Here is a 26,225-nt window from a genome sequence, read left to right as displayed (position 1 = left end):
TTATTATCGTGCCTATCCGATTTTCTCTTGATCAATAAACTGCCGGGCAAATTCCAACACCGACTCTAATGGGACCTCACTAGCGTTTTGCGGGATACTGATTGGAAATTCCTTATTTTTGTTCGCACTTAAAAGGGACCGTTTTACACCGCTTTGTCGCTGAAGGAAAGGTTCAAAATCTGTTGGAACGATGCCTATCATCTTTTGTCCTGCTAATGAATACATCCCCATTCGTTCAATCTCATCCCAGCGGATTAGACCGACACTTGCTAGAGAAGCATTTTCGTAAATTCCTTCTTTATCAATCCGTAATGACGGCTTCGGTTTTACCAGACGATACAACAAATACACCGTACAAAGGCTAAAGAACGGAATGCCTATTACTAAGATTAAGGGCAGGATTGGCGCGATAACAGTCGTAATTCCTTGGGCATTCTCCCCAATTGTGTCTCGATTAAACGCTGCCCACACCAGAACAGCTACAAACGCCAATGACAAGATGGAAAGCAATAATGTTCTTCCTTTCCCTGGGTAAACGATCATACGATCTTTACTGACTTGAGTTTGATGTGTTTCACTCATCGTCTCTACCTCCCCTTTAAACTGTTTCTTACTTTACCAAAACTACTCTTACCAACTGCTGATATGCTATTTCAAAACACAGTGTTAGTCACACCAGTCGATCTTAGACGCATCAATATCACTCGGAATCTCTACAAAACGTGGGACTAAACGTCTGTATTCAATTGCTTGCTCCAAATATTCACGTTTATCGATTTCAAACTCATGCTTTTCCTCTTCCAGATGCTCTGGTGGCAACAACACCTTTTCAGGTTCTTGCCCAGCTGTTTGGCAATACCATTGTCCGTTCTCTTGATACAACATCAGTTCTTTCGCCGGATTCAAATCCATTCGACTAAAATAACGGACACCGTTCTCTACATATAAAAACTCTACATCTTCAAACGTCTTTGATCCCTTTTCCCGGTACGTACTTATTCCCTCGGCAACCAAATAATCCAACTCTCCGAATTCTAAGTGACGTCCACTTGACAGCATTTCCTCTGATGGTTTTCGTTTTGATGCCTCTTCGCGAGCTTTTTCTTCTGCGATCATTCGCGCCCGCTCTTCTGGGGTAATATCTATGTCGATCCCCCCGGCCATGATCACACGTGTCCAAAATCCAGATAAAAAAAGGGCAATACCTGGCCATATAAGGGCAACTGCCACCTCCTGACCGAACAAGAACACATAAATACCCATGCCTTTAGTAGAAGCAAAAACCCCTAATAAATGAAAAATAAAAAACGCGCCAAGAATAATGGTTACTATACGAGCTACCAGTTTACGTGTACGAATGGGAATCCACTTGATCCATGAGAATAAAATAAAAAATAATTGGATCCAAAGAAGATTGATATAAAGTTCTTGATAAAATGGCTGGTTCACTAGCGCCTGAATCCCATATAAATTAATCGCCACCATTGACCATAAGCAAACCGTGGCACTAAGCAGGTTAGCCTCGAGTCTCTCATAACTTCCGAAGCGGTAAACAACATATGCAGCACCTGCGCTCATCACGAAATAGCTTAAAAACAGAACAATCGCAAACAAACGCCATGTATCACTTATGTACACAAAAAAGATATTCGGAATGCTATAAAGGTAAACAAATACTCCACCAATGAGATAAAGGCTTAAAATTGATGGGTAAGTTTCTTTCGCTTCACTTTTATCAGAAAAAGAATGGATGTTTCTCACAACCACACCTCAATTCCACATTGTCATAACAGAAACAAGAAGTCATTTCACAAATGGGGATGAGCGGGGAAAGATATCTCCCCACTCACCTATATTAACCAAATAGACTTCCGAGCGCTTTGGCACCGCCTGATAATAAATTCTTTGCCCCTTCTTTGACGTCATTCCCAAAATCACTTGCAGCGTTCCAGGCGGCTTTTCCGGCATCCACTGTAGCATTCCAACCTTTTTCAGCTGCTGCGCCAATTTTCTCTCCAACTTGCCGTACAGGCTCCCCTAAAAATGTGTTCGCTGCGATACCTCCGACTGCTGCGCCAACAAACCCGCCTACAACGGTACCGACGCCAGGAAAAATCATCGTGCCGATCGCTGCCCCGGCAGTTGCTCCGGCATATGCAGCACCAATATCCAACGCTGTCCCGGCAAGCGCTCGACCCGTTCTTTGTGCTGTACTTTTATCTTTATGTTCATCCGAAAATGCTTCCATAAAGTTGAGCCCTACCGCCAATACATTTCCTGCGCGGGCAAGATTCTTTTGCCAACCGCCACCACCCGGTTTCATATTTTTAAGCGTATTTTTGACATCAATGCTCTTTATCGTTGGTACAAAGTTATGCTTTACATTTTTTAATAAGTTTCCGAAATTACTCCTACCAGCTCCACGCTGATAGTAATTCACAAACCGCTGGCCATTTCTATAGATCACCATCGGACCTGTAGCCCTGTTCAACAGTCCTCCAACTCCTACGTTTGGAAGGTTTCTTAATCCGGCTATGTCTCTAGGTAGATTACTAGGTATATTTCCAAAACGTTGACCAAAATACTTTCCTTTTGGATGTTTCATTAACTCATGTATTTTAGAAGCCAGTTTTGACTCGTACTTTCCCTTTTGACTTTTCCATGTCTTATCGGCCACCAATTTAACAGTACCGTTGCCATTGTCCACGAATTTCAACATGCCCGTTGTAAACATAATTGCCGTCGCTGCACCTCGCGTAACATCAACACCGACCAGTCCCCAATTCTGAATCGTTTTTGCATCTGTTCCTAAAAAATTCACGACTCCCTGCACTAACGAAGGATTGTCTGCCAGCGCTGGGTCATACACTCCTACGCTCACCTTGCTCGTGTCCACCTCGGGTGCTTTCTCATGCAAGGTTGCGTTGTTGGCGAAATACCCGCCTACCTCCATGATGCTGACACCCTTCATCGTCACGCCACCAGTCATGGTCCAGTCTAGCACCTGCCGGATTGTCGCTTTTAGCTCTTCCATCTTCGTTCGTACTTGGGCCATTAATTCGACACCGGCTTGGTCGAGGTCATACAAGCCTTCGAGTACCGTATCTGCGTGTTTGCGTGCACTATCGATGCTGTTGTACACGTCGCCTGTCTGAAGTTTGCCGAGGTGTAAGATGTGGCTGACTTCGGCCGTGGCCTGATTAATCGTCGCCTCTCGTTCCTCTAATTTTTCTTCATAGCGATCGTATCCTTTTGGTAGCTGGTTTTTCCAAAAGTCTTCTGACACAGAGCCATTGGAGGCAGGCTCATACTCAGTGATGTTCGCTTTCATCTTTTCGAGTGTCTCGGCGTAAGAAATCAGAAAGGCGCGAATGGAGCGGATCGTCGGCAGCTGCACATGGGCATGATTGTTAATAACTCCTTGTGCTCCTTCTCCTTTAAATGCTCCGTCCATATTGATGACACGTGTGATTCTTGCTTCTACTTCTTCGAAAACATCTCCATATGATTTTAACACTTTGATGTGTTCATCGAGTTCCGAGAGATGTTGGTTCACATCTAAGAATTTCATGTGTAAGATCCCCCTTGAACATTTGAATCGTACTTCACCAGATTACTAGCTTATAGGAGCGATGGGGGCTTCTTCGACCGTCGCCCCTATCCTAATGGTTGCATGGAACTCGTTATCGACTATTTCATTAGACCGGCTAGCTCATGATCCACTGTTTCATAGCCTTGAATTAAAGACTGCAATTCTACTTCTGTTTGATACAAGGCCGCCATGTACGCCTGCACATATTCATCTAGCTCCACTTTCACCGCATCTACTTCAGTCATCATATCTAAGTCATCAGCTGATGTACTGACAGGAACGGCTTGAAAGCTTCCCGCTAATTCACCAACACTTTGAAGCAGGGCGTTAGCTTCGGCAACATTCACTTTAATTTCCATGATCAATCACGATCCTTTCCTTGCATTTTCTATACGCTGTCTTTCCCTCAAATGTCTAATGGTATTTCTTTTTGAGCTGATGCTTCTTCTATGGCCATCGATTCTGTCTTGAAGTCTGTCTCTTTCACTATCAATCGCATCAATCATCTCTTGCACTTGTACCGGTAAGTCCTTATGTCCTTTTAATACCATGCTTCGCTCCGCATCCTCATGGTTTGACGCATGTGTACCGATTGATCCAGGTTCGCCTGTTTCCGGCTTTTTGATCAACTCTTCATCTGTACTCAACTGTGATTTCCCCGTAACCAACTGACGACGTGTTTCCGCTAACTCTTGTCGACGAGACTGAGCCACACTAATGGCATCATTTAATACGCCGATCTCTCGATTAAGCGCGTTAATTCTACTTGAATAATCGCTCATGTCGCATACCCCTTCTCCATTAAATGGTATGTTTTACTTCACAATTTGTTTTCTTTTTCCGTGTCTCTTCGTTGAGAGATTTGGATTCGAGTCCCTCTAGAGTAACGCCTAAAGATGACGCTGATGCCCAATCATCTATGAATGTATGAATGCTTCTTCTTTTACTACTTCAGGAATCTTAATCTTCGTGTCTCTACCATTTACCACGTGATAGCCAAATCCATCTTCCAATTTCTCCGTCCGGTCATGAGTAAAGCTGACCAGACTTTGAGCTGATTTCTTCACAAGAAGGACAAGCTGTCGAGCCGATTTCAATTCTCCCATCACGCCACCACGACCGAGACTTACATCCTTATGGTCGGCAGCCACAATCACCCGAAACTCAAGGTGACCATACAGTTGCATCATCTCTGCAAAGGCTGGCTCTTTAGAAACCCCTAACATCTTTTTAAATTCGTTGAAGCTATCAATGACAAAGAGATACGGGCGGAATTGAGGAATCTCCGTCCCAGCTTGCAGCGCTTCATCGTACTGCATTCTCCGTTCCTCCATCACTTGCTTCAACTCTTCTACTGCATGCTGTAACTCTTCTGCATTGGTTGGATACAACGCTTTATCTTTTCGGCTAAAATCAAACAATGGACGATCTACACCGTCACACAAAACGATTTTCTCCACATCGGTTTCAAAATAGAATGAGAGTATCACTTTTAGCACGTTTGATTTTCCGCGTTTTGGCTCACCAGCGATCACCATATGCGCACCGGCATCCTGATCTATATACACTGGCTGAACCGTCTCTTCGTTTAGCCCTAGTGGGATTCCTAATCGTGGCTCTTCTTTTATACGTTCTCGCAACCCAGTAAGTGTCAAAGTTTTTGGCAACATGGCCATCGATTTTGGCAGCTTGGAATCTTCATAGCGATCATTGATTGTTTGAATACGCGCTTTGACGTTTTCAATCACCTCAAAGTCGTTTTCTCCTTTTGCTGGCAAGTACGTATGGGCAAGCCAGTTCTTATCTTTTGCGACGATCATCCGGCCAGGGACAGATTCAATCGCAAATGGAACCCTTCCGAGTAATGACGTAAGATCGGTTTTCTCAATCATATAATGGCAAATCTTCATGTTCATGCTGTTTAACAACACAGGCTTCACGGCGTTTCTTGCCGTGACGGTCGCAAACACGTAAATGCCGCGCGATTGACCATCCCGAGCGAACCGGGTAAATGCTGGTGCTTGGTCTGAAAATTCTTCTGGCAAAATGTCGTAGTTATCAATGACAATGAAAATCGACGGCAATGGCTCATCGCTCACTTCATTGTATACGGAGATGTTGCTCACTTCTTTCTCCATAAACAGCTCACTGCGGCGTTCCATTTCTTTTTCAATGTAGTCAATAAGCTTTTCTAATTTACGTCCTTCATCCATTTTAATGTAATCCCCGGTATGACGAAGCTGGCGTAACGGCAGGAGCGCACCGTTTCCAAAGTCAAGCACATAATAGTTCGCTTGCTCTGGTGAGCGCTTTTCCGCAAATGCTAAAAGTAACGTCAAAAGCGTCGTCGACTTTCCGTACCCGCTCGTACCGAAGATCATCAAATTGCCGCTTTTGCCCCAGTCATAACAAATCGGGAATTGTCGCTGATTCTCTGGGTCATCGGCAAGCGCAAATGGAAAGGCTTGTGCCTCGTCCTCTGAACTTGTCGCTTCATAAAAGATCCGTTCCTCTAATGGGTCAAGCCATGGGCTTTTGGCCGGAACGATCGCCAATTCGTCAGTTGTTGCGGCAATTTCGTTCACAACCGCTTCAATCTCGGTGATGCTTTCTTGCTCGCGATCTTCTTTTATCTCCGCTCGTGACACAAGTTTTAAACCGAGATCTGTCACATACGCAATCTCCTCTTCGCCGTCATGGGCTGAGCGCAAGTACTGTGCACCGCTCCATGCGCTTTGGAACAAATCGTATTGCTCGTTACTTCCGATTTGTAAATAGCCACGACCCGTTTCTTTAATATAAGCGGCATCCTCGTTCTTCAAAATTTCTCTTGAATCGGTCGCATTTTGTACTTTCAAGGCGATCCGAAAACGGGAGTTACTCCAAATTTGTCCGTCTACGACCCCGCTCGGTTTTTGTGTTGCTAGGAGAAGATGAACACCAAGTGAACGACCAATTCGTGCCGCAGATACAAGTTCTTTAATAAATTCTGGCTCTTCATTTTTTAGCTCCGCAAATTCATCGGAAATGATAAAGAGGTGCGGCATCGGTTCTTTCGCAGTACCTGCTTTATACAGTTCAGTGTAGTCGTTAATATGGTTAACGGTATGTTCATCAAATAAGCGCTGGCGCTTCTTTAATTCTGATCGAATCGAGGCAAGGGCACGTGCACTGAAGTTTTCACTTTCTGCAATGTTCGTGATGACACCAAGGAGGTGCGGCATCCCTTTAAACGGTTGCGCCATTCCGCCCCCTTTGTAGTCAATAAGCAAAAAGGCGACTTCATGGGGGTGATAGTTAACAGCTAAAGATAAAATATATGTTTGTAAGAACTCAGATTTTCCTGATCCCGTTGTTCCTGCAAGCAATCCGTGTGGACCATGCATTTTTTCATGGGCGTCTAGCTCAAGGAGCTCGTCTTTGGCTTTTAAGCCGATTGGCACTGCAAGGGACTTAGTGCTGTCATTTGTTTGCCACCGTTTTCTGATTTCTAAATCTTTCGCCTGTATGACCCCTGGGAACATTTCCATAAAGGACACCATATCAGGGATTGAGCGCGTCATGCCCTGTTGATGATGCAGAGAGGCCAGCATTCGGGCATAGTTTTCATTTGACGCTGGATCGTATGCATCAAACTGGAAGCGTTTGTGAATGGAAATATTCCTTAGTAGGACAATTTCACCTTCATTTCGATTAACGGCTTTCACAATTGTATGCACATGCTCATTTAAGTTTTGCGCCACATCTGTTAAGAAAATGACCGTAAAGCCGAGCTCTTTGTCTTTCCCTTCCAAATATTCCATAATGCCATGTTCGGCAATCAATGAACGGTTTGCGACGAAGAAGACAATGTGCGGCAGGAACCTCTTCTTTTCACGTTTCTTTTCAACAGTCTCCTTTTGAGCTAGATCCCGTTCACGAAGCATATGATACAATGGATTTAAAATGTGGTCGCACGCCTTTTCATCATAAATGAAGCCCTTTGCCTCTGTACCAGGCAATTGAAAATGTGGTAGCCAATTCATCCACTCCCACTTCTTACGTTGTTCCTCATTCAAAATCGCAACAAATCGTAAGTCATGATAACTGTGGGCAAATGCAAGTTGCCCAATGATCTGTGACACTTCACGTTCGACAATCGAAGGCTTTCCAACATATCCGATCGCCCCACGGGCCACACTTAAACGCAGCGGCGCATTCTCTAAATGGGAATACTTCTCACGAAACCGATCAAAATCATCCATCAGCTCATCTCGATCACGATTCGATAACTCATCACTCGGTTGATTTAATTCGAAGCTCGCGGGTACAGACGACCGTCCGATTCGAATATCTAAAAAGTCATTGTTATCAATCGTTCGTTCCCAAATGCGACTACTCACACGACGCGCCTTGTTCTTCATTTGTTCAAACGTGGGGAAATGATACATAAGCGCATGCCTTTGCGCATCCGCTAGCGCTTGTAATTCGTCCCGCTTCACCTCTAAATAGCGGCTATACACGCGCTTGCGCTTCTCCTCTTTTTGCTTTCGCTTTTTCTTCTCGCGAAAAAACATCGTTGTCGCCACAACCGCCATGACCGTCATAATTGGCACTGACATGAACAGCATCCACGTGCGTTGAAAAACAATGGAAATCGTCACCATAATTACGATGATTGCAACTGGCGGCAACAAAACCATCCACAGCGGCCTACCAACATCATCTATTTCTTCAGATGGCATAGAGAATTCCACTTTGTCAGTCGGTTGCTCGTAGATCATTCGCGGTGTACGACGATAAATGGGATACTGTTGTTGCATGAGGGACGTCGGCGTCTCTACTTGCGTTAGCGTCGTTTCATACGCATCACTACTTTCAACTACTAAAATGTCCCCCTCTATTATTTTCAAAAGCACGCGTCCGAAAAGCATCTCATCACCGTCTACTATCTGGGTCGGGATTGACACTTTCCTCCCGTTCACATAGGGAGCTTGTGTGCCTTCTTTCGGATAGAGCGTCCATTCCTTTCTTTCGCATAGCAATGTGCAATCCATTCCAATATCTGATGGTAGCACGATATTGGCAGAAGGCTCATTTGAGATCGTCACAAGATTAGCATGACCCATGTAATACTTTTTCTCGCTTGGCGCTTCTCCAACATATAGGAAGGAATAAGGCTTTCCGTCAATGGTCAATTCGCATGACTCACCAGAAGGAAGTGTATGCAGTTCTTCACCATCAGTCATGATCAAACACTGACCGTCTTGATCACGTACTTGTATGTCGTTTTTTAAGCATGAAATACGTAACGTCGCTTGTTCTCCTGGGCCAATGAAAGTAGGGAGTCCATCCACCGTTGCCCTTTGCACATACTGATCGTAAAAGATCCACAACGTCGAGGACATTATTTATCACCTCCATCCTTATCTTTTTGTTTTTTGTCTTTGTCTTCGTCTTTGGCTTCTTGGTTGTCTGAATCATCTTCTTCTGTATCGCCTTCATCTTCTTCTAGCTCGTTAGAGGCAGCAGGTTCTGCATTCGGTTGGAATGATTCCCCTTCCTCTGCTAACTCCTCAAGTTCTCGCATATAATCATCGATCTCCGCTTCAATCTCTTTGATCAAGTCTTCCCGCTCTTTTCCTGAGAGGTTCTCATCACTTTTGACTTCTTCTCGACGCTTCACATTAGCGTAGACGAGCCACTCTTTATCTTGGAGCCCGCGAGCAATATCAATCGCTTTTTCATTTTCGCCTCGGCCAATCGCAATCCAGTAATCAAAATAAGATTCAGCAGCCTGTAGCACAAGCACATTTTTAAGGTTTTCTCGGTGATAGGCTTGCAACGGTTCTACTGCGACGTAAGATTGCGCAAGTTGATATTTGACGACACGTGGCATGCTGTTTGGTGAATACGGTTCAAGCGTATCAATCACTTGACTATAGTTTTCATTTAAGTAAGCAGCATGGCTGGCGGTAAATGCTTCTTGGCGTGGCTGTAAAAACGCAAGGACGTACACAATATAGATGATTGCTGGTACAAGCGCGGCAATGAGCCCGATCCCTACCCACTTTTGTATGGTCCACTTTGTTTTTGGAACTTTATGTAATTGCTTTTCTTGTTGCTCGTGTTTCTGTATCCAATGACGAACAAGCTCACGTAATTCTTCTAACGTTGTTTGTTGGACGAGAGATTTGGCTTTAGGTGATAGTTTTAATGTGTCATGATAATTCATATATTCATGGAATCGGTGATTTCCATCTAGAAGCACTAGCAAGGTAGCACGTAATTCAAGAAATAATCTCTCAGGGTCTGTTTCATATGGGGGGATACTGTCTTTCACACCGTAATGGATAAATGTCACATCTAATCCATCACTGACAAGCACGTTCTCTGGGCTAACAATCAGATGCAGCTTATCGTGATCATGTTGGATGACTTTTTGGATCAATGCGTGGGCAACAAAGAGTTTTACACTTTCTTCTTTATTTCGAAGCGAACCGAACGACCTCAAAGGGATCACTGGTTTCACTTTAATTACAAAGTCGTCTTCATTTTGTTCGATTTCTCTTGTCGTGTGCGGATCACATCCGTCTAATACTTTTGCTTCTAACGTATCATGTAATTTAATCTCTTCATTTTGAAAGGTAATGGTATAATGGCTGTTTTCATCTTTTCCTAACTGCATGCCTACTTGTTCTTCTATATAACGTCGTTTTCTTTCACTCATTTTCCCTGTTCTGCCCCTCTCCTATGTCACAGTATCACTAAGCGATCACCATTTGTGACACCATGGTCTGCCAAGATCTGATCTCCCCCAAGTATACGCGCCTTGTTATCAATGCGAATAAAATCTCCCTCTCGTCGCGTTTGATTCAGCTTTTCAACTTCCCACACAATGTCAATGAACTTGCGCGCCGTGTATTGGTCTGATAGGCGCAAATCAATTTCTTTTCCTTCTATATAATGGCGCAAATCAACCGTTACTTTTATGAACACGAAAAACACCTCTTCCAAAAAAAGCGCAACCACAATCCACAATAACATGAATCGCGATTGCGCTCCGTCGATATGAATTAGTATCCAATGCGGCTACGGATTTCTTGGTCTGTTGTTTCTACAACATTTGCAATATCATCCGTTTGTGCTCCAAGCTCTTCATAAAGTTGGATAAGCTCTTCTACGTGCTTCCGCTTGTCCTGCCACTGTGCAGCGAAGCCTTGGAATGCTTCCCCTTCCCAAGTAGAGCCAAGCTTCTCAATACGTGCATCTCCTCTTTGTAGTAGATCTTGATAAGATGCTGCATCTGAACGAGTCTCATTAGCTTCAGTACGCAATTCTTCTGGTGTCATGCGAATTTGTGCCATGAAAAATCTCCTCCTAATATTTATTAATTTTTGTATATTGCGTAATTATTGTAAGTGTCGAATTATGATCATGTCAACGTTTATTTGGTATATTTTACACATCAGCCATCTTGGCCTAGTCCAGTATTCCTATCATATCACCTACCTTAGTGCCCCATCAGTATCATAGTAAATCCTTCGAATCGTTACTTGCTCCTCACTTATCTACTTATTTTTTCTTTAAATTACATAGTTCGTAGTCCTGTGTACTCGCTATCTTTTTACCTATCCTATATTACCTATGTAATTTTACGGTTATTCCCTAGAATGCTTCTATATGAACCTTTCATCTCGTGTTATAGTCGATCTCCACACGCACTTGCTACTGGTACGATGTTGTTTCATAATTCTACATATTCCCCTACAAAAAAACATTAAAACCCTCTTTTTCACAATTTCATAACCCTTGATAACCACTGTCATATTCATGATTATATACATACTTCTACATCTGTTTACACTTTTCCACAAAATTAGTGATTTTCATCAATCGTTGTTTCTGGTACGATTATAAGGAAATCGTTGACATACCGTCGTATGCTGACGTATAGACTATATTTATGTAATGAAGGAGGATTCATAGACTGTGAGAAGCATGAAAAGCAGTGTCAGCCTACTCATCGCCATTGTGATCATCGTGGTGACACCGCTCGCTTTTTTTAATTACATTGGTTCGGAACCTATGTTTCGACCGAAAAACACGACAGATCAAATCGCCATTGTAAACGAAGATGATGGTTTTCTTCGAGCAGATAATGATCTCGTCACGCTCGGTCAAGACTTGGTCCTAACGATTGAGGACGGTGAATCAGAGTATGAATGGCCTGTTGTTAGCCGACCCGTCGCACAAGCAGGGCTGGAAAACAAAGAATACGATGCTGTCATTTATATCCCTTCTTCCTTTTCACGTGACATTATGTCATTTAAAGAGGAAATGCCTAGCATCACTAACATTCGTTATGAAATCTCGCCCCATCTAAACGCAAAAAACCAAGAACGCGTCCAAAAAGAACTAGAAGCGGCCCAAAAAAAGCTGAACAGTCAAGTTACAGCTATGTATTGGCGTTATGTGAGCGAAGAAATCCACGAGGTACAAACGAACTTTGATGAAGTACTAGAGAAAGAGATTAATTTTTTAAATGAAATGCATGCGTTTTACGCCCCTAGTTCAGAAGAACTTGGGAAAGAAATTGATCGCCAGCGTGATCGCTTGAGCCAGTTATTTTCCCACTCAAAAGAGGCGACAGATATTGCAGGAAATTCACACAGCAGCCTGACAGAAGCTGAAAAGGCTTTTGAAACACTGACAAACAATATCGACACATACCTAGCCTATCAAGACGATGTAGCTGACTCTTTACGGTTGATTGATCTTGAAAATGGACAGTTGGTAAATGATGCATCCACTGAGCTCAAAGCATTACTAGAAGATGGCGAGAGACGGATTAGAGAAGGGCAGGAACCCTTTCAGCCACAACTAGAAAATGAAGGAAGCAAAGTGTACGACTTTTTGCTAACTTTTCATTCTGGAATGGGTACTCTCAATCAGCAAATGCATGGCTTTGAAACGAATATGAGCCATTCGTTTCAGGCACTCAATCGAGAGGTAGACCTTCTGCCGCAATCACACAGGGATGTCATTAGAAATTACAATCAGCAGGATACTTTGACGGCCTTTATTTCTAGAATGGAAAGAACTCTCAACCGACGTGAGAATCTGACTCAAATCACCCCTGGTGAACCACAGCGGCCAGGTGCACCAGAAGAGGACTTAATGGGGTTAAATCCAGGTACGCTTGATGGGATGCAGGAACAAATTAATATCATAAAAGAATTGCTTACCCAGCTTGAACCGGAAAAGGAAGAACCAACACCGGAGCCTGAGCCAACTCCAGATCCTGAACCAGGGCCAGATCCTGACCCAATAACGGATCCTGAGCCTGTACCAGGACCGGACCCGGACCCAACTCCAGATCCTGAGCCAACACCGGAGCCTGAGCCAGATCCTGAGCCAACTCCAGATCCTGAGCCAGGACCGGAGCCTGAGCAGCCTGAGGACGACCGTTCCCCATATACAATCTGGGAAAGGGCAACTGCCCTTGTTGAACAACTAGAGAAAGAGCTAGGTGATCAAAAATCAAATATCAAAAACAACCACGATCTCGTATCTAACTACGACAGATACCTAGAAGAACTGCTTCATTACGTGGATCAATTAGAAAAAAGGAGAGACGAGGTACCTAACTCTCTCATTACTAAAATTCATGAGCGCGAGAAGAAGATTTTAGAATCCGAACCAGCGAGTGAATTCGCGTCTCATTTTGAAGAGCCAATCCAAAATCGTGACCCTGATAAGCTCATGGACTATTACGGATTACTTGCTGAGCTTGAACTGACGATGCGAACCTATCACTCTAGTAGCACTGTAGATCGAGACAAAGCTGAAAAAGCGATTAAACATTTTGCTCGTATGGAAGAGTTAAGAGAGCAAATCATGGGCTCAAAAGATAAAGTAACATCCTTTATGTTTCTGACCGAGGATATTAAACAATTCCAGGAGTTCTCTAGAGAAGCACGTGAGGAAATGGATAAGCTCCTTAAAGATACAAATGCCGTGCTCTCCAAGCTAAGTGATGACATAAAAGAAGAACAACAGCTGATTGTATCCTTGGTTAATGATACACGAGATCTTGCGGGCAACTCTTTAGATCAAATGAAGAGTAACCACAAGCCTATTGAAATTGAAGCTGGACCCATCGAGGGCCTTGACGGTCATCTAGTGCAAGTGAGTCATCAAACGTCTCTGATGGAGGTGCAACTACTCGGCGATACTGTGTCTTCCCTTAGTGAACATCAAGACGATTTAATTGGATCCACCGAAGAGATGTTTGCACAAGTCTCCAGCGTACAAGGCAAATCGGATGATCTAAACGACCGATGGAAACAGAGTATTGGTACGACCGAACTTGTACACAACAATTTGAATGACATCCTTTATAATGCTATTAACGATGGCTATTACAATGATTACGTCTACAACTATTTAGCGAACCCTGTGAACATTGCCGGGGAACAAGTGGAAGAACCTACCGAGCCATTTACACCACCGGTTGTCATGCTTGTGATTATCTTGCTTGTCAGCCTGCTGATAGGGTATTTGGCACACCATTATGGGGCTTTGCCAATTCCCGTACATCTTTCACTTTATGTCATTTTATCGGTTGCTCTTGGATTAATCATTAGCATATATGGACTCAACATCTATACAATGTCGGATGGACAGGCCATTCAATGGACCATCATTACGGTATTGCTAATCCTAGCTACGGTAGGAGTTATTCGTTTAATGCTCATGATCGGACCATGGATTGGAGCACTCGGGAGCGTTTTAATTATTTTCCTATTTACCACTCCGCTCCTTGATATGGCGATGCCAAACTTTAGTTCCAACAATCCGATAGCGGAACTATTCATATCCATCCAACATAGAGAGCAAAAGCTATTTATTCCAGGTGCTTTAATATTAGCCGCGATTACTTGCCTTGCTATTGCGATACCAGTGGCTAAACACCTTTACCAAAATCAACAATCACGTCATTCGGCAGAGGATGAGGAATATGATGTTTAAGCGTTTGATTGTTTGCTGTGGTGCCATAGCAATGCTTCTTACAGGGTTTTCTCCCCTCCTTTCTTTTGGCGCGGAGGAGCCTACACGTACAGATCCAGCTGAGTATCGAGAGCATGAGATCCGGCCTACTTTACGAAATGATCACAGCTCAGGAGAGGCACGAGAGCCCGTACGTGTACCAGATGAAGTGCGTAAGTTGCAATTCGACCAACCGCTAGAACAAGAATATGACGAAATGATTCGAGCCCTCTCTTTCAATGGCGAAGACAAAGTCACAACAGAAATGATCGCAAGTCATATTGGACTGTTTGAGACAGAGAACCCTTTACCGCAACAGGCACTAGATGATCATTCATCCGTTGCTTGGCTCCCTTGGGCATTAGGGAGTGCTGTCGTTGCATTGTTTCTGACTCTGTTCATATACGTCTTACCTAAAGGATTTAATCAAGTGGAGCAGTAATTCATTCCCCCCGTTTGTGCTTGCGTGACTAGAGCATGAACGGGGATTCTTTATGATAAGAAATGGATTGATTTGAAGAAAACACGGGGATATCTATATGTTTAATTATTTTTTTGAACACTCTAGCAGAAAGCGTTTTTAGCCCTTGATACTTAGGGAATCTCCAAGATCACTTCTTTTACCTTTTACGAAAAAACATCAACACATTGTATAATAGATTATATCCACATCCTTTCGGTTAACAGGACCCCGCTACTACTTATAGATTATTTAATTAAGTTAAAACCCAAACCAATCTATCAGACAGTTGTTTAGAATATTTTCTAAGGAGTCACAAGCGTAATGAACATTATTCCTGTTTCAAAACAGCAAAAGCTTCATTTGACGAAAGAACTTTCCCCCTTAAAAAATATTAAGCTCAAACTACAATCTCAAGCCATCCAACTCCAAAAAGGATTCGATAGGTTAATCTGTTTAGATGAAGTCTATTTAGAGCCTAGACCTTGGCAATATGAAACCGCTATTAAAGTTCTGCGAGATATGCAAGGTAGCGCGATCTTAGCAGACGAAGTAGGCCTTGGTAAAACAATTGAAGCAGGTCTAATTATAAAAGAACTTCTAGTTCGAGGTCTTATCAATTCTGTCTTAATCTTAGTCCCTGCCCCTCTCGTAGAACAGTGGAGAGACGAAATGAACGACAAATTCAAGATACAGTTAACAGATTTAAAAGAAGAGGGTTGGGAAGAACAAAATCTACTTATATCATCAATGCCTTATCTAGTACGCTCTAAGAAAAGACAAGAAATAATCAATAAACGAACCTTCGACTTATTAGTGGTTGATGAAGCTCACTGTCTTAAAAATCACAGAACTCAAACATATAAATTTGTTTATACAATACAAAAAAATAATACATTGCTCATGTCTGCAACGCCAATTCAAAACGACATGAGAGAACTTTTTAACCTCGTAAACATTTTAAAGCCGGGATTTTTAAAAAGCAGAAAAAAGTTTCGTGAACAATTTATTGTTAATCGCTATACGCCTAAAAATATTGAAGCTTTAAGAGATTTATTAAACAAAGTCATGATCCGTCACAGACGATCTGATACTCTCGTGGAACTACCTAGAAGGGTGATACGAAACGTTGAAATTGAATTAACTGAAATTGAAAGGAACTTCCATAATGGAGTAATCGATTTTTGCAGAGATACTTATAAAAAGTATATGGAAGGTGACATTCAAATTGGCTGGGATAAAACTAGAGTACATCTAATCGTCCTCATCTTACTATCTTTACTGAAACAAAATTGCAGTAGTCCTCAAGCCTCGTTAAGTACTTTAAGAACCAAAATGTTTCCAAGGCTTGATGGAGTTGACAAAAAAAACTGTCTAGATCTCATTCAACTAGGCGAACGAATTACGGCACCATCAAAAGCAATAGAGCTTCTGAAGCTACTCAAGCAATCAGATGAGCAAGCGATTGTATATTCCGAATATCGGGCAACAATTGATCTACTATCTGAATTGCTTGAAGAGCATGATTTTACCGTTACTACTTATCACGGTAGACTTTCCTCTCGCGAAAAGCAACAATCGATCGAAAGATTCAAAAATAAGGAGGCACAAGTATTCATCTCCTCCGAATCTGGTGGTCAAGGATTAAACCTTCAATTCTGCCATCGTTTAATCAATTTCGATCTTCCTTGGAATCCAATGAGAATTGAACAACGAATTGGTCGCGTGCATCGTTTTGGTCAAGTGAATGACGTAGAAATCTATACAATGCCAACAAAAGGCGCAATCGATGAGTACCTTCTATATACCCTCACTTCCAAGGTTAACCTTTTTGAAGTTGTCATAGGTGAATTAGATACTATCCTATCTTATATGAAGAACAACGATGAATCCTTCGAATTACGAATAGGCAAAATTATATTGGAATCAAAGAATTCCGCCGAGGTTGAAGAACAGTTACGTTCAATCAGTGATGAATTTTTAACCGCAAAACAAGAATTAGATCAAGATGTCGATCAAGCGACTAAGATATTAAATACAATAGGAGTAGGAACCTAATGGAACTATATGAACTTAAACCATATATTCTCGAGAGCTGCCATTTTTTAGGGATGAAAGTGCACCAGATGACAACATCTAATTGGAAGATCTTCTTCCCAGAAAAATATAGAGATGAATTTAATGGTCAAGAAGAAATGGTGATAACTTTTGAGAAAACAAACGATCCACATGCAACTTATATCACCTTTGAAACTTATTTCACACAAAAAATCGCACAACTCGTTGCTGAATACAATTCAGGTGTTAGTAGTGGTACCATAACGACGACCATTCAAACTCATTTAGACAAGCTTAAGGACAGTTTCCCTGACTGTAACCTCCAAGTAACTAGCTCTTTATTTGAACGTAGTGATTTTATCATGGTATGGTTTAAGACCACTGTGAACCTTTACCTAACTGAGGAGTATCTAAAAGGGTTTAAATACAGTCTGAAAACAGGAACCTTTGAAAATGTTCCCTCAGAGGAAAAGCTTAATGATTTTTTAGATGAAATAAAGGAAGAACAGATTACTGATATCTCGTATGATCTTATTGATGGAGCTATACAAAAGCTTTATGCAATTGCTCAAGAAGATGCCCAAACTTTTATTACTGAAAAATTAAAGGATCATGAAGCAACATTACAAAAAGAAATAAACCGAATTAATGAGTATTACGATCTATTAGAGTCTGAAAACGAACTTGCCGAAAGTTCTAAAGGTCTGACTCCAGAAGAAGAACTTGCTTTATTAAAAAAGGAACGAAAAAATTTAATCGATCAACAAATAAAGAAAAGCCGAATTCAACAACAAGAAGTCACGATTGAACCGGTCGCGATACTGTTATTAAAAGAGAATAACGAATCAGCAAAAGTTACCGTCGAAAGTCCTTTTGGCAAAGTAAACATAGATTTAATCAGCAAAACTGAAAGTAACATCAATTGTTCAGTCACGAATGAATCAATTGGTCCTTTTACAATAACAAGTGATAATCTCATTGCAAAAACGAATAGAGTATTTAAATGCTCAAACTGTCATAAATGCTTAGGAGATCACAAGAAAAAAACGTGTGTTGTCTGTAGTTCAGAGTTATGTGACGAGTGTAAAGAAGTTTCTGCAATCTCTCATTCAACCTTATGTCATAATCATGCGACTGAATGTCAATCTTGTTTACATACCATATCAGCTGAAGAATTGAACCTTTGTGCAAATTGTAATCAATTTTACTGTACAGACTGTAATCCATCAGGCAAGTGCCATATCTGTAATTCTTTTAAACCAGTCGTTACAATAACCCCGCAACTCCATGAAATATTAAAATCATTACCTGAAAATATGCAAGCTAAAAAATTCGATGTCTCGGAACGAGGGAATAGAATAAACCTTCTAGGGAAAGGATTGATCTTTAAAAGCTTTTTAATTGTTTACGATAAAACGAGCCACAGTATTATATATACAGACAAATATAACTTGTTTGGAAGAAAATCAAAATAGTTTAATAGAGAATGTGCCCAATTTGGATTTACAACGCCCCCTTCTGGATTACTTAGAGAGAGGAGAATTTATGCAAAAATGTTCGTATATGCTATGCTAAGGAAGTAAGGATAGCCCAGAATCAACCGTCGTAAACAGAATAACTAAACTTCATTACAAGACGAGCAGAAGACAGTGCAATTCGGTTTCCAAGAGTAACCGTTCATTATTGTCTAAGTTTGGTAACTTCAACTATCTATCAAAAACCCTAAAGAAGCTTTAAATTTTAGAGTAGACTTAATTAATCATTTAAAAGCTATTGTTCTTCTGCTCGAAGTGAGTGCTACTCTTCCCCCAGCCGACACAATTTTGAGAGTGCAAAAGAGGCAAATAAAAAACGTCCCCTATCATCATAGAGAACGTTGATATCACGCTATGTAATTCAAATAAATGGTACCGGTGGTCGGGGTCGAACCGACACTCCACGAGGGAACACGATTTTGAGTCGTGCGCGTCTGCCAATTCCGCCACACCGGCACGTTAAACGTTGCTATAACGGCATCCTTCACCGTAATAGAGCGCATCTTATTCGTCCTACCGCACATTACTTGCTTACTTTTACGTAGAATCACCGACATATCAACCGAATGTCGATCGTGCGCGGGTTCGCAATTACACGAGTAGTACGCGTCGGACATATAGTAATATATCACGGATAATTTCGATAGTCAACCGTGAAAATAAAAAAGATCGTAGACTACCGATTGGCAACCTACGAATTGAATACGAAAATATGCGAATGTTTATTATAGCGTTCTAAGCCGTTACCCCTCGGTTTTAAAATTTTTGTCGGAAAGTATCGTTAATTCAGGACGTTCAATCGGCGCTATCTTTCTTGATAATCTCGTCTAACCGACGTATTACGCTTTTTTGTAGCTCCTTATGCTCGTAACTTTTTTCAGAAATAATTGCGATAATCTCCGATATTCCAACGAGAATTAATCCGAACACCGCGGAACCAATTATCGTAGAAAATCCGTAAACCCAACGTAATGGATGCGGATCAGTTAGATAAGTATACCCATCTTTGGGTAGGTCTAAGGTAAATCCGAGATATAGGCCTGCGACAACTCCCGCGATCGTAAGAATCCATCCAAAATAATATAGAATGACTGCCGGCATACTTTCGTTTCTATTCACGTCCAACACCGCCCTTGGTAATTATTTTTAATATTACCACGATTTTTTATCCACAGGCAATAGGACGTACTTGCTTGCGCCTTCTGCGCCACTGTTCTAACGGTGATAGTTTCGCTTTTGTTTTCGGATCGGCTCCGGGGAGTGGCCGTTTCAACTATTTTAGTTCTCCCTTTTTACTTTTTCCTCCCACGTGGCAATCAAAAACTCAGCCATTGCACCTGCCGTATTAACTGCTAACTGAGCGTGTCGAGGAGAGGGTTTCGGCCCTATAATACCTTTTCCGTGGGCGTCTCCCACTTTATTCCTAATGGAACCTAATCCGTTAACAATAGATACGCAGCCCCCAAGAATTTGTTTAAATATTTTCTCTGTATGTTCACTCGGTGCCAAATTCAATAAACGCTTAATCTTACTATATAATTGAGGTAAATCGTCGCTATCTTTATAAGACTCCCCTGCTTGATCCAAGATATGTTTACATGTAGTCTCTAACAGTGTTCTAGCCATAGTAATAGCACCTTCGGGGTCACTGTTTCTCCTGTCTATAGCTCTTTTCCAGTTTTCTTGGACGTATGAGTAAATATTGTTATTTGAAATCGACATCAGGACAATCTCATCTATGGGTGTTGAGCATAATGATTGTTCTTCTAAGTATAGTAGAACATCAGCGAAAGCATCTCTTAAAAAGTCCCGCCTACCTTGATATGTATCTGATTTTTCTTTAATAAATCCCCAATAGTCTGAAAAAGTACGACAATTAAATATAAATTCTGGCAATAATTTTCTTCTTATAGATGTATTTGAAATAAATTTCTTCCGTAATTCTCTATATTCCTGTTCATCCGGAAAATCTCCTGTGGCTCAAGCAATTAGGATTTCTTTTAACCTTTCCATTTCACTTAACAATTCTTCACTCATATATCACACCTCTATCCACTTTCGTTACCCCTCGGTTTTAAAATTTTTGTCGGAATGTTACGGGGGTCAGTGCGCGACAAAAACACCCGATCCCCGCCCCCTCCCGTACCGACGAATCACGAACGCTGGGCACGAGAGCAGCTATAACGTTCGATTTTTAGCGAAGTGATTACCCAAATTTTTCTCGATATTTGTCGGCTGTCTGTACACATTAATCTGTCATTGCGTCTATTAACGTAGTTATCACGTTATCTAACAGGCCCATACCCCGTTGTTAGGCGTTAGATTCCGTTGATTAACCGTCAATACTCGTGTGTCTACGTTGATACGATAAGCGAGGCATCGATGAACATTAACCAACGATTACAAGGACGTATCATCGGTAAACCACATTAAGTGCGTAACACCTCGACTCTTTAAATCTTTCACGATCAACGATAGAGATCGACGTTATACGCTTTATCGGAGGTATGTAAGCTAACTTAACGGCTTTAATCCGTAAGTCTACGTGGTTACACGATAATAGACGTGATAAATAATCGAGACTGGATCGGACAGAGCGCTTATATTAATAGGCGTACCTTCATGCGTAATTCCGTTTTTTATTTCGGTTTTGGCATGCGATTCAGTCTAGTTAAATGCAATAAAACGATAAGTAAAGGGTCCATCATCATTATCGCTACTATTCATTAGGATGTTCTGTTTCCGTTTTTCATTTCGTGTTCTTGGTACCGTTTCGTTTTTGGGTTGTAATATGTATGTAGCATTCATCGTTATGCACAATTGGTTCCGATACCATAGATTATGTTAACTAGACGAAAACAAAAACCGTATTATATCAACGGTTTCACGCGTCCTTATTCCTTTCGCTATATCCTCGCAAATATGCAGTACCACAAACGTTGATTATACGCTATTTACCGTAATTTACCGATGAATAAAATCTTGCATAAAATCGTGTTTCATTCAGGAGAATCGTCGGGCATCTTCCGTCTATCTCTCGTATGTGATTCGTTTGTGTTTGCGCCTGTATACCGTTGATAGAAGGGAGTTTTACGGCTTAATGTTCGGATATAACGAACCCTCGGGTTTTTAGACAGCGCTCATCGTGAACGACGCACTAGGTTAATGTTACGTAAAGAACTCGTCTTGTAACCAATCCCTACATATTATACAACGAATCAATGATCGAGAGTAACGCGAAATAAAAAAAGCCGACGTACCTCGTGTTGAAGTACGCCGATTTTAAACGCTACTTATTTGCCCATCCGATCTAACGCGCGGAATTGAGCATCTAGTGAGCCTGCCGATTCTACCGAGTCTAACGCCTGCCAAGCAAATCTATCTCTACTCTGTTTAATCGTTTTATACACAAAATAATCGTGGTCCACGTTTACCGGTAGTTGCTCAACCGCTATTTTTACGAGTTTTTCTTTTGGTTGACGGTTGATTGCCGACATTGTAACCACCGCATCAAGCGTGTTAAAATGCGTGTCTAATGTGCGTTTAATATCGGCATATCTCGCTTTGATCGCCTGCAAAACGGAAGGACTAGCGCTTGCTAATCTCGCTTGAAAGTCGGACAAAGCATCCGCTTTATTACCGGTCTCTGATCCAAAAAGGAAGTCAGAGACGATTACTTCTGCTTTATCACGATCACTTGACGATACCCTAACCGTATAGTTTGCGGCGATGTCGGTCGCCTCGTCGATCATTTGCTGACGTTCTCGTTTCCACTGCTCGTTAATCTCGTTAACTTCTCGGTCTAGCGCGTCCTCAACTCGTTTAATCTCGTAATCAAGTACGGCTGGGTCGTGATAATACGGATTATCGCTCTCGCGCATCTCTCGGATAGATTTCTTCGCCTGCTTGATTGCGCGTCTTACTTTACGTTGTAGCTCGTCCATGACGCGAGTGTCGATCCTAATTGCTTGTCCTGTTTTCGCTAGTTCTTTCGCCTTATCCTCGGGAACTGAAATTAACTCATGAGGATTAAAGAAGCTACCGTCCTCGTTTTGTACAGATTGAGTGGTTAAGATATATTCGTAGTTTTCCATTTTTAAACATCTCCTTTTTAAGTTTTATTTTAAATACTTGCTTGCCGGTGAGTCTGATTTAACTCGAGAGAGATCGGCATGATCTTGGTAAAAGCGAACCAATTCTGTGAAATCCTCTTCCTTTTTTATCCCTATCCTCTCCGCAAGATCAATAAAATCATCGTGTAATGACGGATGGACGTATTCATCTTTCAGCACCGCATAACAGCTAATCTGTAGCTTAATCTGATTAAGACGGTTTTGTGCCTCCTCGTATAGTTTTTTATAATCAGGTTGCTCATCCATCTTTACGTTTGTTTGTACTTCTTGTTCACTCATTCGATCCACCGCCATCCTTTTTCGATTTTTTAGCTTCGAGTTCATGCATCAATTTTTTTGTCCACGAATCACCGTCGTTTAGGCGCTTTCGATTGCGTAGCTCTCGCCTTGACCGTAATTTGTCATGCTTGGCCATACGTTCACCTCCGCGATCTCCTTAAAGCCCATTCTTTCAGCTTTGTAAACAGCGTCATACTCCGTGTATTCCTCGATGCGTCTCGGCTCATCGCGCGGGTTGAACGTCTTACAGTACGTCAAAACTGGCTCTCCGTTTGATTTGTCTGCGATCACCACGTCAACCACCGTAAAATAATCGCCGTCATCTGTCGCAACCATGTGCGGGAAGACGTCAATAACTGCCGTGTGATTACGTGCTGTCGGGGGATACTCACGTACTTGTATATCCGTTAGAGTCCCGTCCGGCCACAACGTCATCGGCTTACGCTCGACGGCTGTACCTACGTGGTACTCGGTCACATTTACGTTTTCTCCGTAGCGTCTCATCCTCCGCCTCCTTTACTTTCGTTAATTAATGCGACGCGTTTGAACGTCAAAAAGCCGTTACTCTACCAAATACACTCGGCAATAAGTAACGTTGCTGTATCGCGTCATATACCCGCTAAAATCGACTAATTTCTTCTTGATTCCGTCGTTTTCTTTGTCGATATTCTCGGTCCCTAAGCCGTCTCATTTCTCGTTCAACTCTCGGCGCACACTTACGGCAATATTTTTGCGCGTTAGACTTCCGCTCATAAGGCTCGCCACAATAAGCGCAATAAACGGGCTGGGCATCGCCTGTGATCGCGTTCCAATATCGCGTTTGTAGCGCTTCGTCTGACGGAAGTACGGCCGTCTCGAAGTAGGAGCACCGTCCTTTTTCGTTGAAATATCGGCACGGTTTGTCGTAATAGAGGCATTCCGTTTCTGTGGCGGCGTTAAAGTTGGCGCAGTGTAGGCGGGCGAGTTTGCGGATTTCTTTTTCTAACGTCATTTAGTCACCTCCTTACCGAAAATAGAAAAAGCAGCCTCGTAGAGAAGCTGCCTATTATTCTTCATTTCTAATTTGAATCAATTTGATTCTATAGATTTAACATCACATTTACCTATATGGATCTCATAACATTTCTCTTCGGAGAATGTTTGCACAACTACCCCTGACGATTTGTCAGCAATCAAAAAACTATTGTCTTCAGAGAAAAGCCAAAGTTCTTCAATCGCTTTAGCATAATCTAATACCTTTACATTCGCCCATACAGAACAATTTGGAACTCCTATAAGCCACTCTTTTACATTCTTTAGGAAATTTAAACGATCTTCGATCCATAAAATATAGTTTTTCTCTATATCACCTTCGACCTTCTCATAAGTCGGCTTCGAATTAATTTTGAGAAATTCTTCAAGCTTCGGTTGGAATAAGTGTATCCAGTGAGATTCCTGCTCTTCAAAATTAATAAGTTGTAAATATTCAAATTCTCCCATTATTTTCCTTGCGTTTATCATAGCTATTTTCCTTTGAATCATCTCATTACGGTTTGTCATAATTTTCACCTTTTATTCATAATAGATATGGTGGTCACCATTCGGACCGTATATATTTTTATATCTGTTTTCTTTGAAGTCGTAATCAAACTGATTTACTCTAGGATCAGGTTTTCCTGCATGGGCATGCTTTCTTCCATCATTAATATGATCAACAACTACCCTTTTCCCCTGTGGTGTATCATACTCATAGTAACGCCCGTGGTGAGTTGTATTTGCATTATATTGATAGTTTTTATAGTCCGCACCTTTCTTAGTAATATCATCGCCAACTTGCCATTGACGGACAGGTTGTTGAGATCTTGGAACACCCGCTAAATCCTTCGCATGGTTTAATGCTTGTGTCCTATTGTTTACTGTATGGACAGGAACATTACTTGCATTATTAACTAACCTTGCTCCCCTAGATGCCCCTTTTACTATCGGTCCACCCATAATTGCAGCACCAGCAAGGGCTCGTTCCCAATCTTCTAATTCACGACCAGTGATGAGGTCCTTTCCTATGACCGCTTCAACCCCGGCCTTAATATTACCGACGACTGGGATAAAATCAAGTACAGCAGATCCGGCTTCTTGTCCTATCGAAGCGCTCGAGGTATTTTCTGTTTCATAAATTAGCTCGTAATCCTCACGTAATTCCGGATTGGCCCAGTCGTTGAAAGAACACGCCTGATAGCTTATCATATACGCAGGATTACCTGCTAGCGCCGGATCATGCACACCCGCACTCACCTTACTCGTATCGACTGCTGGCGCTTTCTCATGCAAGGTCGCGTTGTTGGCAAAATACCCACCTACCTCCATGATGCTGACACCCTTCATCGTCACGCCACCGGTCATGTTCCAATCCAACACCTGCCGGATCGTCGCTTTTAATTCTTCCATCTTCGTTCGTACTTGGGCCATTAATTCGACACCTGCTTGGTCGAGATCATATAAACCCTCTAACACCGTATCTGCGTGTTTGCGTGCACTATCGACGCTGTTGTACACGTCGCCTGTCTGAAGCTTGCCGAGGTGTAAGATATGGCTCACTTCGGCTGTCGCCTGATTAATCGCTGCCTCTCTTTCCGCTAGCGTTTCTTCGTAACGGTCATATGCTTTTGGTAGCTGATTTTTCCAAAAGTCTTCTGACACCGAGCCATTTGACGCAGGCTCATACTCAGTGATGTTCGCTTTCATTTTTTCAAGTGTCTCACTGAAAGAAATCAGAAAGGCTCGAATCGAACGAATCGTTGGCAGCTGCATATGGGCATGATTATAAATGACTCCCTTTGCACCTTCACCTTTAAATGCTCCATCCATATTAATGACGCGCGTGATTCTTGCTTCAACTGCCTCGAACACATCTCCATATGATTTTAACACTTTAATGTGTTCATCGAGTTCCGAGAGATGTTGGTTCACATCTAAGAACTTCATGTTGAAACCCCCTTGACCACTTAAAAAGATTCTGTCGATCATTATGTAATCAGATCAGTAAGTTATAGGAGGCCATGGGGCTTTTTGTACTGCCTAGTAAAACCACCCGCATTGGAATGCTTGGGCATCTACTAGATGAATCGACTGCCTTCTGCCACTACCTATTCTCTTATTAA

General features: G+C 42.0%; 20 protein-coding genes and 1 tRNA gene. 4 read left to right on the top strand and 17 right to left on the bottom strand.

Features of this window, described 5'->3' with window-relative positions; genetic code table 11:
• Window positions 1-12 precede the first annotated feature (12 nt).
• The 9 genes from FED51_RS05330 to FED51_RS05290 all read right to left on the bottom strand — a co-directional run bounded on the left by FED51_RS05330 (window position 13) and on the right by FED51_RS05290 (window position 10,938).
• Window positions 13-582 carry an STM3941 family protein gene (locus FED51_RS05330; protein ID WP_053431860.1) on the bottom strand — a complete coding sequence of 190 codons (570 nt, stop codon included), beginning with the start codon at window positions 580-582 and terminating at the stop codon, window positions 13-15.
• 84 nt (window positions 583-666) lie between these two features.
• Window positions 667-1,761: a hypothetical protein gene (locus FED51_RS05325; RefSeq protein ID WP_053431861.1), complete on the bottom strand. Its 1,095-nt coding sequence runs from the start codon at window positions 1,759-1,761 to the stop codon at window positions 667-669.
• A gap of 94 nt (window positions 1,762-1,855) precedes the next feature.
• A complete protein-coding gene (locus FED51_RS05320) occupies window positions 1,856-3,571 on the bottom strand; it encodes a ribonuclease YeeF family protein (protein ID WP_053431862.1) in 1,716 nt (571 codons plus the stop codon).
• A 119-nt stretch (window positions 3,572-3,690) separates the two neighbouring features.
• Window positions 3,691-3,951, bottom strand: coding sequence for a DUF5344 family protein (locus tag FED51_RS05315; RefSeq protein WP_083445633.1), 261 nt, complete (start codon window positions 3,949-3,951; stop codon window positions 3,691-3,693).
• Window positions 3,952-3,957: 6 nt separating this feature from the next.
• Complete coding sequence (locus tag FED51_RS05310; protein WP_053431864.1) at window positions 3,958-4,374, bottom strand: YwqH-like family protein; 417 nt, start codon at window positions 4,372-4,374, stop codon at window positions 3,958-3,960.
• A 135-nt stretch (window positions 4,375-4,509) separates the two neighbouring features.
• A complete protein-coding gene (gene essC / locus FED51_RS05305; protein ID WP_053431865.1) occupies window positions 4,510-8,979 on the bottom strand; it encodes a type VII secretion protein EssC in 4,470 nt (1,489 codons plus the stop codon).
• A complete protein-coding gene (essB, locus tag FED51_RS05300; protein WP_053431866.1) occupies window positions 8,979-10,301 on the bottom strand; it encodes a type VII secretion protein EssB in 1,323 nt (440 codons plus the stop codon). The genes essC and essB overlap by 1 nt, the downstream gene beginning before the upstream one ends.
• A 26-nt stretch (window positions 10,302-10,327) precedes the next feature.
• Window positions 10,328-10,570, bottom strand: coding sequence for an ESX secretion system protein YukD (gene yukD / locus FED51_RS05295; RefSeq protein ID WP_010897145.1), 243 nt, complete (start codon window positions 10,568-10,570; stop codon window positions 10,328-10,330).
• A gap of 77 nt (window positions 10,571-10,647) precedes the next feature.
• Window positions 10,648-10,938, bottom strand: a complete 291-nt coding sequence (locus tag FED51_RS05290) for a WXG100 family type VII secretion target (RefSeq protein WP_010897144.1) — start codon at window positions 10,936-10,938, stop codon at window positions 10,648-10,650.
• Between the two features lie 634 nt (window positions 10,939-11,572).
• Between FED51_RS05290 and esaA the strand changes: the two genes are divergently transcribed.
• The 4 genes from esaA to FED51_RS05270 all read left to right on the top strand — a co-directional run bounded on the left by esaA (window position 11,573) and on the right by FED51_RS05270 (window position 18,616).
• A complete protein-coding gene (gene esaA, locus FED51_RS05285) occupies window positions 11,573-14,605 on the top strand; it encodes a type VII secretion protein EsaA (protein ID WP_233443908.1) in 3,033 nt (1,010 codons plus the stop codon).
• Window positions 14,595-15,065, top strand: a complete 471-nt coding sequence (locus FED51_RS05280) for a YueC family protein (protein ID WP_233443880.1) — start codon at window positions 14,595-14,597, stop codon at window positions 15,063-15,065. The genes esaA and FED51_RS05280 overlap by 11 nt, the downstream gene beginning before the upstream one ends.
• Window positions 15,066-15,407: 342 nt before the next feature.
• A complete protein-coding gene (locus FED51_RS05275; protein WP_053431868.1) occupies window positions 15,408-17,141 on the top strand; it encodes a DEAD/DEAH box helicase in 1,734 nt (577 codons plus the stop codon).
• Entirely contained in the window at window positions 17,141-18,616 is a 1,476-nt protein-coding gene (locus tag FED51_RS05270) for a hypothetical protein (protein WP_053431869.1), read from the top strand. The genes FED51_RS05275 and FED51_RS05270 overlap by 1 nt, the downstream gene beginning before the upstream one ends.
• Before the next feature lie 430 nt (window positions 18,617-19,046).
• Here the strand turns inward: FED51_RS05270 and FED51_RS05265 are convergent.
• The 8 genes from FED51_RS05265 to FED51_RS05230 form a co-directional block, all read right to left on the bottom strand.
• Window positions 19,047-19,132, bottom strand: a tRNA-Leu gene (locus tag FED51_RS05265).
• 822 nt (window positions 19,133-19,954) lie between these two features.
• Window positions 19,955-20,572: an abortive infection family protein gene (locus FED51_RS05260; RefSeq protein WP_053431871.1), complete on the bottom strand. Its 618-nt coding sequence runs from the start codon at window positions 20,570-20,572 to the stop codon at window positions 19,955-19,957.
• A 1,397-nt stretch (window positions 20,573-21,969) separates the two neighbouring features.
• Entirely contained in the window at window positions 21,970-22,770 is an 801-nt protein-coding gene (locus tag FED51_RS05255; protein ID WP_053431872.1) for a hypothetical protein, read from the bottom strand.
• A gap of 24 nt (window positions 22,771-22,794) precedes the next feature.
• Complete coding sequence (locus FED51_RS05250; RefSeq protein WP_053431873.1) at window positions 22,795-23,088, bottom strand: hypothetical protein; 294 nt, start codon at window positions 23,086-23,088, stop codon at window positions 22,795-22,797.
• A 78-nt stretch (window positions 23,089-23,166) separates the two neighbouring features.
• The gene (locus FED51_RS05245; RefSeq protein ID WP_053431874.1) at window positions 23,167-23,592 is read right to left on the bottom strand and encodes a hypothetical protein; all 426 of its coding nucleotides are present in this window, start codon (window positions 23,590-23,592) and stop codon (window positions 23,167-23,169) included.
• Window positions 23,593-23,707: 115 nt separating this feature from the next.
• The gene (locus FED51_RS21820; protein ID WP_053431875.1) at window positions 23,708-24,079 is read right to left on the bottom strand and encodes a cysteine-rich VLP protein; all 372 of its coding nucleotides are present in this window, start codon (window positions 24,077-24,079) and stop codon (window positions 23,708-23,710) included.
• A gap of 77 nt (window positions 24,080-24,156) precedes the next feature.
• Window positions 24,157-24,627: a hypothetical protein gene (locus FED51_RS05235; RefSeq protein WP_175414305.1), complete on the bottom strand. Its 471-nt coding sequence runs from the start codon at window positions 24,625-24,627 to the stop codon at window positions 24,157-24,159.
• 12 nt (window positions 24,628-24,639) lie between these two features.
• Window positions 24,640-26,049 carry a T7SS effector LXG polymorphic toxin gene (locus FED51_RS05230; protein ID WP_053431876.1) on the bottom strand — a complete coding sequence of 470 codons (1,410 nt, stop codon included), beginning with the start codon at window positions 26,047-26,049 and terminating at the stop codon, window positions 24,640-24,642.
• Window positions 26,050-26,225 lie beyond the last annotated feature (176 nt).

The sequence above is a fragment of the Halalkalibacterium halodurans genome (assembly GCF_005671335.1).
GTDB lineage: Bacteria > Bacillota > Bacilli > Bacillales > Bacillaceae_D > Halalkalibacterium > Halalkalibacterium halodurans.
The sequence above is the reverse complement of the archived record's forward strand: the minus strand, read 5'-3'. Positions and strand labels throughout refer to the sequence as shown.

Coding starts and splice junctions, on each gene's coding strand:
- FED51_RS05330 (WP_053431860.1), bottom strand. CDS start 582: ATGAGTGAAACACATCAAACTCAAGTCAGTAAAGATCGTATGATCGTT.
- FED51_RS05320 (WP_053431862.1), bottom strand. CDS start 3,571: ATGAAATTCTTAGATGTGAACCAACATCTCTCGGAACTCGATGAACAC.
- FED51_RS05315 (WP_083445633.1), bottom strand. CDS start 3,951: ATGGAAATTAAAGTGAATGTTGCCGAAGCTAACGCCCTGCTTCAAAGT.
- FED51_RS05310 (WP_053431864.1), bottom strand. CDS start 4,374: ATGAGCGATTATTCAAGTAGAATTAACGCGCTTAATCGAGAGATCGGC.
- essC (WP_053431865.1), bottom strand. CDS start 8,979: ATGTCCTCGACGTTGTGGATCTTTTACGATCAGTATGTGCAAAGGGCA.
- essB (WP_053431866.1), bottom strand. CDS start 10,301: ATGAGTGAAAGAAAACGACGTTATATAGAAGAACAAGTAGGCATGCAG.
- FED51_RS05290 (WP_010897144.1), bottom strand. CDS start 10,938: ATGGCACAAATTCGCATGACACCAGAAGAATTGCGTACTGAAGCTAAT.
- esaA (WP_233443908.1), top strand. CDS start 11,573: ATGAAAAGCAGTGTCAGCCTACTCATCGCCATTGTGATCATCGTGGTG.
- FED51_RS05280 (WP_233443880.1), top strand. CDS start 14,595: ATGATGTTTAAGCGTTTGATTGTTTGCTGTGGTGCCATAGCAATGCTT.
- FED51_RS05275 (WP_053431868.1), top strand. CDS start 15,408: ATGAACATTATTCCTGTTTCAAAACAGCAAAAGCTTCATTTGACGAAA.
- FED51_RS05270 (WP_053431869.1), top strand. CDS start 17,141: ATGGAACTATATGAACTTAAACCATATATTCTCGAGAGCTGCCATTTT.
- FED51_RS05255 (WP_053431872.1), bottom strand. CDS start 22,770: ATGGAAAACTACGAATATATCTTAACCACTCAATCTGTACAAAACGAG.
- FED51_RS05250 (WP_053431873.1), bottom strand. CDS start 23,088: ATGAGTGAACAAGAAGTACAAACAAACGTAAAGATGGATGAGCAACCT.
- FED51_RS05245 (WP_053431874.1), bottom strand. CDS start 23,592: ATGAGACGCTACGGAGAAAACGTAAATGTGACCGAGTACCACGTAGGT.
- FED51_RS21820 (WP_053431875.1), bottom strand. CDS start 24,079: ATGACGTTAGAAAAAGAAATCCGCAAACTCGCCCGCCTACACTGCGCC.
- FED51_RS05235 (WP_175414305.1), bottom strand. CDS start 24,627: ATGACAAACCGTAATGAGATGATTCAAAGGAAAATAGCTATGATAAAC.
- FED51_RS05230 (WP_053431876.1), bottom strand. CDS start 26,049: ATGAAGTTCTTAGATGTGAACCAACATCTCTCGGAACTCGATGAACAC.